The sequence below is a fragment of the Polynucleobacter sp. 39-46-10 genome (assembly GCF_002282275.1).
The window spans coordinates 1-9262 of sequence record NZ_NCJB01000088.1; the positions used below are offsets into that span (position 1 = coordinate 1).

The 9262-nt window shown below is 47.2% G+C and carries 7 protein-coding genes; all 7 read right to left on the reverse strand.

What is annotated here, in order from left to right:
- Positions 1 to 190 precede the first annotated feature (190 nt).
- The 7 genes from cmk to gyrA are packed head-to-tail and all read right to left on the reverse strand — an operon-like array spanning position 191 to position 9174.
- The gene (gene cmk, locus B7X71_RS08615; protein WP_293600520.1) at positions 191 to 853 is read right to left on the reverse strand and encodes a (d)CMP kinase; all 663 of its coding nucleotides are present in this window, start codon (positions 851 to 853) and stop codon (positions 191 to 193) included.
- 5 nt (positions 854 to 858) lie between these two features.
- Positions 859 to 2178 carry a 3-phosphoshikimate 1-carboxyvinyltransferase gene (aroA, locus tag B7X71_RS08620; protein WP_293600526.1) on the reverse strand — a complete coding sequence of 440 codons (1320 nt, stop codon included), beginning with the start codon at positions 2176 to 2178 and terminating at the stop codon, positions 859 to 861.
- An 8-nt stretch (positions 2179 to 2186) separates the two neighbouring features.
- The gene (locus B7X71_RS08625) at positions 2187 to 3068 is read right to left on the reverse strand and encodes a prephenate dehydrogenase/arogenate dehydrogenase family protein (protein WP_293600521.1); all 882 of its coding nucleotides are present in this window, start codon (positions 3066 to 3068) and stop codon (positions 2187 to 2189) included.
- A 32-nt stretch (positions 3069 to 3100) separates the two neighbouring features.
- On the reverse strand, positions 3101 to 4231 hold the full coding sequence (gene hisC / locus B7X71_RS08630; protein WP_293600522.1) for a histidinol-phosphate transaminase: 1131 nt from the start codon (positions 4229 to 4231) through the stop codon (positions 3101 to 3103).
- A complete protein-coding gene (gene pheA, locus B7X71_RS08635) occupies positions 4228 to 5322 on the reverse strand; it encodes a prephenate dehydratase (protein WP_293600523.1) in 1095 nt (364 codons plus the stop codon). The genes hisC and pheA overlap by 4 nt, the downstream gene beginning before the upstream one ends.
- Positions 5322 to 6419 (reverse strand): 3-phosphoserine/phosphohydroxythreonine transaminase, encoded by a 1098-nt coding sequence (gene serC, locus B7X71_RS08640; RefSeq protein ID WP_293600524.1) that lies wholly within the window; start codon positions 6417 to 6419, stop codon positions 5322 to 5324. Before serC ends, pheA begins: the two co-directional genes overlap by 1 nt.
- Before the next feature lie 31 nt (positions 6420 to 6450).
- A complete protein-coding gene (gyrA, locus tag B7X71_RS08645) occupies positions 6451 to 9174 on the reverse strand; it encodes a DNA gyrase subunit A (RefSeq protein WP_293600525.1) in 2724 nt (907 codons plus the stop codon).
- Positions 9175 to 9262 lie beyond the last annotated feature (88 nt).

Below are 9262 nucleotides of genomic sequence, written 5' to 3' on the forward strand. Positions count from 1 at the left end.
CTTCATATTCGATCGGGTTAATGATTCTTCAAATAGTTCTGCAAATGATTCAGACATTTATATATTCACTTTGTGCCGCCAGAAGGCCTGACGGGTTAGATTAAAAAAGCCCCAAGAAACACGCTCAATTAGAAAATCGCGTTGTAGAGTTTCTTAAGACGCCAAAACAACTTCTACTGCCCACCAAAAATTAAGCTATTTTTGATTGATACCAATCTAAAACCGTCTTAACTGCTTGATCTATCGATAAGTCTGATGTTTCCAGCACTTTGGCACCGTCTGCAACTAACAAAGGTGCGGCACCTCGACTACTGTCTCTGGCATCGCGCTCTTGTAAATCGTGCAGCAAGTCGTCGAGTTTAGCAGAAATTCCCTTAGCTATCAATTGCTTATACCGACGTTCGGCCCTGGCCTCAGCCGTTGCAGTGAGGAAAACCTTCAAAACTGCATCAGGAAATATCACACTGGCCATGTCACGGCCATCGGCCACTAGGCCTGGAGTGGATCTAAAACCATGCTGAACCCCCACCAAAGCTTGCCTAACCTCTGGATGGACTGCAATTGCTGAAGCACGCAAGCCAATGCTTTCTGTACGAATGGCTTCAGTTACATCTTCAGAATTGAGCAAAATTTGGCCATTTTTAAAAGAAATTACCAGTTTTTTAGCCAAAATACCCAGTTCTGAGCCATTTTGAGGATTAATAGATTCTTTTTGACTGCCCAAGGCAACCAGTCGATATAGTGCCCCACTATCCAAATAATGAAATCCCAGCTGTTCAGCTACCAAGGACGCAACTGTCCCTTTGCCAGAGGCGGTAGGTCCATCAATGGCGATGACTGGAGGCAAATTCATTAGCTCTAGGAGACAATCTTTGCAAACTCTGCAAAGTAGGTTGGGAAAGTTTTGGCAACACAGTTCGGATCATTAATTTGGAGCGCATTGGGGCCAAAAGCAGCTAATGAGAAACACATCGCCATGCGATGGTCATCATAAGTATCGATGCCCTCTGCAGGAGACTTCCAGTCAGCGAGCGATTGAGGGGCTTGCACCACGATGTAGTCAGCGCCCTCCTCAACGATAGCGCCAACTTTTTTCAACTCCTTCGCCATCGCTGCAATACGATCAGTTTCTTTCACGCGCCAACTAGCAATATTATTTAAGCGGGTCGGGCCTTCAGAAAATAACGCGGCAACAGCCAATGTCATCGCCGCATCCGGAATTTCTGTGCAATCAATAGTGATGCCGTTGAGCTTGCTATTGGCATTCTTCACACCAGCAACTTCAATCCAATCTTCCCCAGAAGAAATCTTTGCACCCATTAATGCGAGTGCATCAGCAAAAGCAACATCACCCTGAATACTCTCACTACCAACACCTAAGACACGCACTGGCCCCCCACCAATTGCGCCCAGCGCTAAAAAATAAGAGGCAGAGGATGCGTCACCCTCAACTGATAAGACACCGGGGCTTTTATATACGGAATCAGCAGTTTTAGCGGGAATCACAAATGACTGTGCATCAGGGCAGGCTACCCTGACACCAAAGCATGCCATGAGCTTGAGTGTGATGTCGATATAAGGGCGAGAAATCAATTCACCGATCACCTCAATCTTGACAGGCTCTTTTGCCACCAAAGGCAAAGCCATCAACAAGGCCGTCAGGAATTGGCTAGAGACGTCGCCGCGCACTTTCACAACATCTTTGATTTGAATATCAGCCGCAATAATCTTGATCGGCGGGTATCCGTCTTGCAATTCGTAATCAATCTTTGCGCCAACTTGGCGTAAGCCATCCACTAGATCCCGAATGGGGCGCTCATGCATGCGAGGCACACCAGACAAGCGGTAGTTACCACCCTGCATTGCCAAGGCCGCCGTTAAGGGGCGAATAGCTGTACCCGCATTACCCATAAAGAGATCTGCGTTTTGGACTGGGAATTTACCACCGCAGCCTTCAACCACGCAGACTTTATCCGCTTGATCGGTTACGGATAAACCCAACTGGCGAAGCGCATTGCACATGACCTGAGTATCGTCAGCATCCAGCAAATTCTTGAGGGTTGTCGTGCCCGAAGATAAAGCGGCTAATAACAATGCGCGATTCGAAATACTTTTTGACCCTGGCAAGACAATCGAGCCTTGCGCCCGTTTGAATGGTCCAATTTTGATATCCGGCAAGCCACTCATCAAAGCACATCCAAATCTTGACGCGCTTTACTAGCCTTATTGAATAACTTTTCTAAGCCTGCACCATCATTATCAGCAATCAGCTTACGCATATGATTGACGATTAGCAGATATTGATCGAGCTCTTTCAGAACTGCAGTGCGATTACCAAAGCAAATGTCGCGCCACATTTCAGGGCTTGAAGCAGCAATGCGCGTGAAATCCTTAAAACCTGCACCAACATGACTGAGCTTTTGATCAGCATCCTCAGAATTCACTACGCTTGCCATCAAGGCGTAAGACAGAATATGTGGCAAATGAGAAACTGCTGCGTAGATAGCATCATGTTGCACACAAGAAATTTTCTTAACAACAGAGCCCACAGATTGCCAAAAGCCCTCAATGAGATCCGTATCTTGTGGTGAATTTTCTTGTAGAGGACAAAGAATGGTCTGCTTGCCTTCAAATAAATCTGCTTTGGCAGCGCTAGCGCCATGTTGTGCACCACCTGCAATCGGATGCGCCGGCACAAACTGACAAGCTTTTTTACCCAAGACTTCTTTGGCAGCCAAAATCACATCGCCTTTGGTGCTGCCGGCATCAGTCAACATAGTGCGAGGCTCTAAGTACGGCTCAATCACCTCAAAGGCAGCGCGCATCTGCGCCACGGGCACGCACAAGACAATCACATCAGATTGCTTTGCCGCCTCAACTAAATCCACAACAGCATCAATCGCACCCATCTTGAGCGCTTGATCTAAATTTGTAGCGCTACGGCCAACACCTAAGACCTTGCTGACTACGCCTGCTTTTTTTAATGCCAAACCTAGAGAGGCACCAATCAAACCAACGCCAACAATAGTGACGGTGCCGTAATTACTGGATGGATTGATGATGGCCATTGGGCTTCTTAAATGTATCTATTAATTTTGAATTACTGCTGCGCCAAAATATCTTTAAAGGCGGCAATAAAAGCCGCATTCTCTTCAGGTAAGCCGATAGAAATACGCAGCCATTGTGGCAGGCCGTAATTTCCAACTGGGCGAACAATAATGCCGCGCTTCAGCAACTCCAAATTAATACGAGCGCCAGCACCATCATCCTCGCCCACTTTCACCAACACAAAGTTACCTGCTGATGGCAGATAAGTTAGGCCAAGTACATCAAATGCTTCGGTGAGTTGAGCAAAGCCAGCGCAGTTTAATTCAAAGCCTTGTTGCAAGAAGGTGGAATCCTGAAACGCTGCGATAGCGGCTGCTTGCGCAAGACTATTGACGTTAAATGGCTGACGAATACGATTAAGTAAATCCGTCAATGCGAGCTGCGCTACACCATAACCAATACGTAAACCAGCCAAGCCATACGCCTTCGAAAAGCTGCGCGACAAAATCATATTAGGGAAACGCTTGACCCAAGCAATCGCGTCATAACGCTGCTCTGGCGTAAGGTACTCGTTATAGGCCTCATCTAAGACCACCACAACATGAGCAGGTACAGCAATTAAGAAATTCTCGATCTCTTTCGCAGTTAAGTAGCTACCAGTAGGATTGTTTGGATTGGCCACAAATACCAACTTAGCTTTATCACCAGCAGCTTTTACCGCATGAAGCATGGCAGGCAGATCATGACCATACATTTCAGTGGCAGCCACTTCAACTGCTTTAGCGCCAACAGCTTGAGTAGCTAATGGATAAACAGCAAAAGCATGTTTAGAAAAAATCACTTCATCGCCAGCTTGAGCAACTGCACGTGCAGCCAATTCCAAGATGTCATTACTGCCATTGCCTAGAGTAATCCAATCCGTCGGAACACCTAAGCGTGCTGACAACACATTCTTTAATTCAAAGCCATTGGAGTCTGGGTAACGACCCAAATCATTCGCAGCCTTGAGCATCGCATCTTGCGCCGACTTAGGCATACCCAATGGATTCTCATTGGATGCAAGTTTCACAATCTTGTTTTCATCAAGGCCGTATTCACGTGCAACTTCACTAATAGGTCGACCGCCAACATAAGGCGCGATGGCATGAATATGCTTTAAACCAATATTGGATTTTGATGTCATGCTGAATGAGGATATGAGCCGAGATTTTTGTAAAAAGCAGCCGTCGTTTTTAACTCCTCTAATGCTTTAGCTACTTTCGCATCTTCAGCATGTCCCGACACATCGATATAAAAGTGATACTCCCAAGTTCCCTTGCGAGCCGGACGAGACTCAAAGCGATTCATGGAAACCCCATGCTTCGCCAAGGGCTCTAACAAGCGATGTACCGCACCAGGCTGGTTATCCACCGACAAGACTAAAGAGGTTTGATCTTTTCCGGTGGACTGACATTCGTAAGTGCCAACCACAACAAAACGTGTTCGGTTATGCGGATCATCCTGAATCTGCGCAGCAACCGCCTGTAATCCATAAGCTTCTTGTGCAGGATCACCAGCAATTGCTGCCAAACTTGGATCAATGGATGCCATTCGGGCAGCTTCGGCATTACTACTGACTGCCTGACGCTTTAAGTGGGGAGCATGCAAACTCAACCATTGCTGACATTGGGCCAAAGCTTGGGCATGTGCACATACGGTTGTGACGCCATCTAGCTTGCCACTCTTCGTTAAGAGATGGTGACGAATAGGCAGCACTACTTCACCGCTAATGCGCATTGGAGAATCTAGAAGTAAATCTAAAGTACGAGAGATGGCACCCTCGCTAGAGTTCTCAACCGGAACTACTCCGAATTGAGCTGCACCCTTTTCAACCGCCTTAAACACTTCATCAAGACTGTTGCAAGGTAGACCTGCAATCGAGTGGCCAAAGTAAGTTTGGGCTGCTTGCTCAGAAAATGTTCCCACTGGTCCAAGATAGGCGATTGTCTGGCGAGACTCCAGGGCGCGACAAGCAGACATTACTTCACGCCAAATAGCAGCGATGCCATCGGGTAATAAGGGGCCCTTACTGATTTCTTGTAAGCGCGCAACAACTTGTCGCTCACGCTCAGGCCTAAACACTGGAGAAGAAAACCCACCTTTAATATGACCCACTTCTTGCGCAGCTTTAGCTCGCTGAGTCAGTAAATCTAAAATTTGTGCATCGAGCGTATCGATCTTGTCACGAATTGGCGCTAGGCGCTGTTCTTCAGTACTCTGGTCTTGAGAGCTCATTAGGCACGCCTTTCAAAGTCACGCATAAATTCCACCAAGGCCTTGACGCCTTCTAGCGGCATTGCGTTGTAAATACTGGCGCGCATACCGCCGGCCGCCTTATGACCACGCAAGGCAACTAAGCCTGCTGCATTGGATTGCTCTAAGAACTGAACATTCAAATTTTCATCCTTCAAGAAGAATGTGACATTCATTCTGGAGCGATATTCTTTAGGAATTCGATTCTCATAAAGACTGCTTTGATCCAGGAAGTTATAGAGTAACTCTGCTTTTTCTTGATTGCGCTTCTCGATCGCCTTTACACCACCCTGCTTGAGCAACCACTTAAATCCCAGCCCAGCCATATAGATTGAAAAAGTTGGTGGCGTATTGAGCATCGAGTCGGTTGCTGCTTGCTTAGACCAATCCCAAATCGAGGGAGTAATCTTCATGCTGTTACCCATCAGGTCCTTGCGCACGATCACAATCGTCACGCCAGATGGGCCAATATTCTTTTGTGCACCACCAAACCAGACGCCGCATTTTGTGACATCCATTTCCTTAGAAAGGATGTTGCTAGAAATATCTGCAACTAATAACTTGCCATTGACATCCGGCACATCTGGAAACTCTACGCCGCCAATAGTTTCATTAGCACAGTAATGAACGTAAGCAGCATCGTCCGATAGTTGCCAAGTAGAGCGATCTGGAATCGTATTGAATTTTTTAGATACTGAAGATGCAGCTAGGTGTGCAACACCATATTTTTCAGCTTCTTTAAATGACTTTTCAGACCAGATGCCAGTGACCAAGAAATCTGCCTTAGGGCCATTCTTGGCCAGGGGCATGAGGTTCATTGGAATGGCTGCATTTTGACCTAAGCCACCACCTTGAAGCATCAATATTTCATAGGAATCCGGGATACCCATGAGCGTGCGTAAGTCTTGTAGCACTTCCTCATAAAGGGCCATGAACTCTTTGCCGCGATGACTTACTTCCATGACGCTAGCGCCTAAGCCCTGCCAATTCAACATCTCTGCAGCAGCCTGCTTCAATACCTCTTCAGGCAAGGTAGCGGGCCCCGCAGCGAAATTGAAAATGCGGCGGTCAAACGTCATGATGAATTATTTAACCTTATATGAATGCCAATTAGGCATCACCAGCTTCATCAGAATTGGAGTCAACCGCTGGATCGGCAGAAACATCTCCACCTTCAAGATCTTCACCATCATCCAAATCATTGTCATCATCAGAATCGCTTTCAGCAATTCGCTGCAAGCCAGATAAACGCGTACCTTCATCGACATTGATCAAAGTGACGCCTTGTGTTGCGCGCCCCATCTCACGAATCTCTGAAACACGTGTGCGCACCAAGATACCACCCGTAGTAATCAACATAATTTGATCTTCAGGAGATACCAAGGAAGCAGCAACCACCTTACCGTTACGCTCAGTTGTCTGGATTGCGATCATGCCTTTAGTACCGCGACCATGACGGGTGTATTCACCGATAGGAGTGCGCTTACCAAAACCATTTTCAGTTGCAGTCAATACGCTGCTCGGAATAGCAAGGCCATTCGCATCAACGACAGCTGCCTCAGCACCCTCAGCGGCTTCGGCTGGCGCAACCAACATCGCGATCACTTGATGACCTTCGCCCAAGTTCATACCGCGCACACCGCGTGCAGTACGGCCCATTGGACGCACATCATTCTCATCAAAGCGCACTGCTTTACCGGCATCAGAGAACAGCATCACGTCATGCTGACCATCAGTGATGGCTGCGCCAACTAAGAAGTCGCTTTCATTTAAGTCGACAGCAATAATTCCGGCCTTGCGTGGATTGGAGAAGTCAGACAAACGTGTCTTCTTGACAGTACCCAAGCTGGTAGCCATAAATACGTAATGATCATCTTGATACCCCTTGATCGGGAGAATCACGGTGATCTTTTCGCCTTCAATCAAAGGGAACATATTGACGATCGGCTTGCCACGTGAGTTACGGCTTCCTTGTGGAACTTCCCACACTTTGAGCCAGTACATACGTCCACGATCAGAGAAGCACAGAATAATGTCATGTGTATTCGCAACGAAGAGGGTTTCAATCCAATCTTCATTCTTCGTAGCGGCAGCTTGTTTGCCACGACCACCACGTTTTTGCGCACGGTATTCACTCAGAGGCTGACTCTTCATGTAACCAGTGTTAGAAAGCGTGACCACCATATCTTGCGGAGTAATCAAATCTTCCGTGAACAACTCGGTTGCATTCATTTCAATAAATGAACGTCGGCCAGAGTCACCACCAGCAATACCAAACTCAGCCTGCACTTCTTTCAATTCAGACTCAATGACTTGAGTGACACGCTCAGGCTTAGCAAGTAAGTCAAGCAAATCAGAGATCTCTGCCATCACATCTTTGTACTCATTCACAATCTTGTCTTGCTCAAGGCCAGTCAAGCGTTGCAAACGCATCTGCAAAATTTCTTGCGCTTGACTATCAGACAGGCGATAGAGGCCAGTTGTTTGCATGCCGTACTCAGGTAATAAGCCCTCTGGACGGTAAGCATTGCGACCGCCTGGGGTATCCGTCTCCGCGCGCGCTAACATCTCACGCACCATGGAAGAGTCCCAAGCTTTGCTCATCAACTCTTGTTTAGCAATGACTGGGTTCGCAGCAGCTTTAATGATGGCAATAAATTCATCAATATTTGCTAATGCAACCGCTAGACCTTCTAAGACATGACCACGCTCACGCGCTTTACGTAATTCAAAAATTGTGCGACGTGTCACTACTTCACGACGATGCTGCAAGAAGTACTCCAGCATTTGCTTTAGATTTAATAGGCGTGGCTGGTTATCCACCAGGGCAACCATGTTCATGCCGAAGTTATCTTGTAGCTGAGTGCTCTTATACAAATTATTAAGAACCACTTCAGGCACTTCACCGCGCTTGAGCTCGATCACAACGCGCATACCTGACTTGTCAGACTCATCGCGCAGATCAGAGATTCCCTCTACTTTTTTCTCATTCACCAACTCGGCAATCCGCTCGAGCAGGTTCTTTTTATTCACCTGGTACGGCAACTCATCGACGATGATGGCTTGACGAGCCCCCTTATCAAGATCTTCAAAGTGGGTTTTAGCTCGCATCACCACACGGCCACGGCCTGTGCGATAGCCCTCTCGAACCCCTTGAACGCCATAAATAATGCCGGCAGTCGGGAAATCCGGCGCAGGAATAATGTCGATTAGCTCATCAATCGTGCATTCTGGGTTGTGTAAGACGTGCAAGCAGGCTGTAACTACCTCATCCAGGTTATGAGGAGGAATATTGGTCGCCATACCCACTGCAATGCCTGAACTACCGTTAATCAGCAAATTTGGCACTTTTGCAGGAAGAATTAGGGGTTCTTTCTCACTACCGTCGTAGTTTGGCCCGAAATCCACGGTTTCCTTGTCCAAATCGGCCAATAACTCATGGGCTATCTTTCGAAGGCGGATCTCGGTATATCGCATTGCAGCAGCGTTATCGCCGTCCACAGAGCCGAAGTTACCCTGTCCGTCAACCAGCATATAGCGCAGAGAGAAGTCCTGAGCCATACGAACAATGGTGTCATACACCGCAGAATCGCCATGTGGATGGTATTTACCAATCACATCGCCAACTATACGGGCAGATTTTTTGTAAGCACGGTTCCAATCGTTGTTTAATTCATACATCGCGAATAAGACCCGGCGATGAACCGGTTTGAGTCCGTCACGCACGTCTGGCAGGGCTCTGCCGACAATGACGCTCATTGCGTAGTCCAAATAGGACCGCCGCATTTCGTCTTCTAGGGATATTGGTAGTGTTTCTTTAGCAGCTTGTTCCATTTAGAAATAATATCATTTTGATGACTGATAGCCCCTATGCTAAGATTCTGTCAGTTTGTACGAAATTGAGATGTGTCGCTTTGCGGTT

Coding starts and splice junctions, on each gene's coding strand:
- cmk (WP_293600520.1), bottom strand. CDS start 853: ATGAATTTGCCTCCAGTCATCGCCATTGATGGACCTACCGCCTCTGGC.
- B7X71_RS08625 (WP_293600521.1), bottom strand. CDS start 3,068: ATGGCCATCATCAATCCATCCAGTAATTACGGCACCGTCACTATTGTT.
- hisC (WP_293600522.1), bottom strand. CDS start 4,231: ATGACATCAAAATCCAATATTGGTTTAAAGCATATTCATGCCATCGCG.
- pheA (WP_293600523.1), bottom strand. CDS start 5,322: ATGAGCTCTCAAGACCAGAGTACTGAAGAACAGCGCCTAGCGCCAATT.
- serC (WP_293600524.1), bottom strand. CDS start 6,419: ATGACGTTTGACCGCCGCATTTTCAATTTCGCTGCGGGGCCCGCTACC.
- gyrA (WP_293600525.1), bottom strand. CDS start 9,174: ATGGAACAAGCTGCTAAAGAAACACTACCAATATCCCTAGAAGACGAA.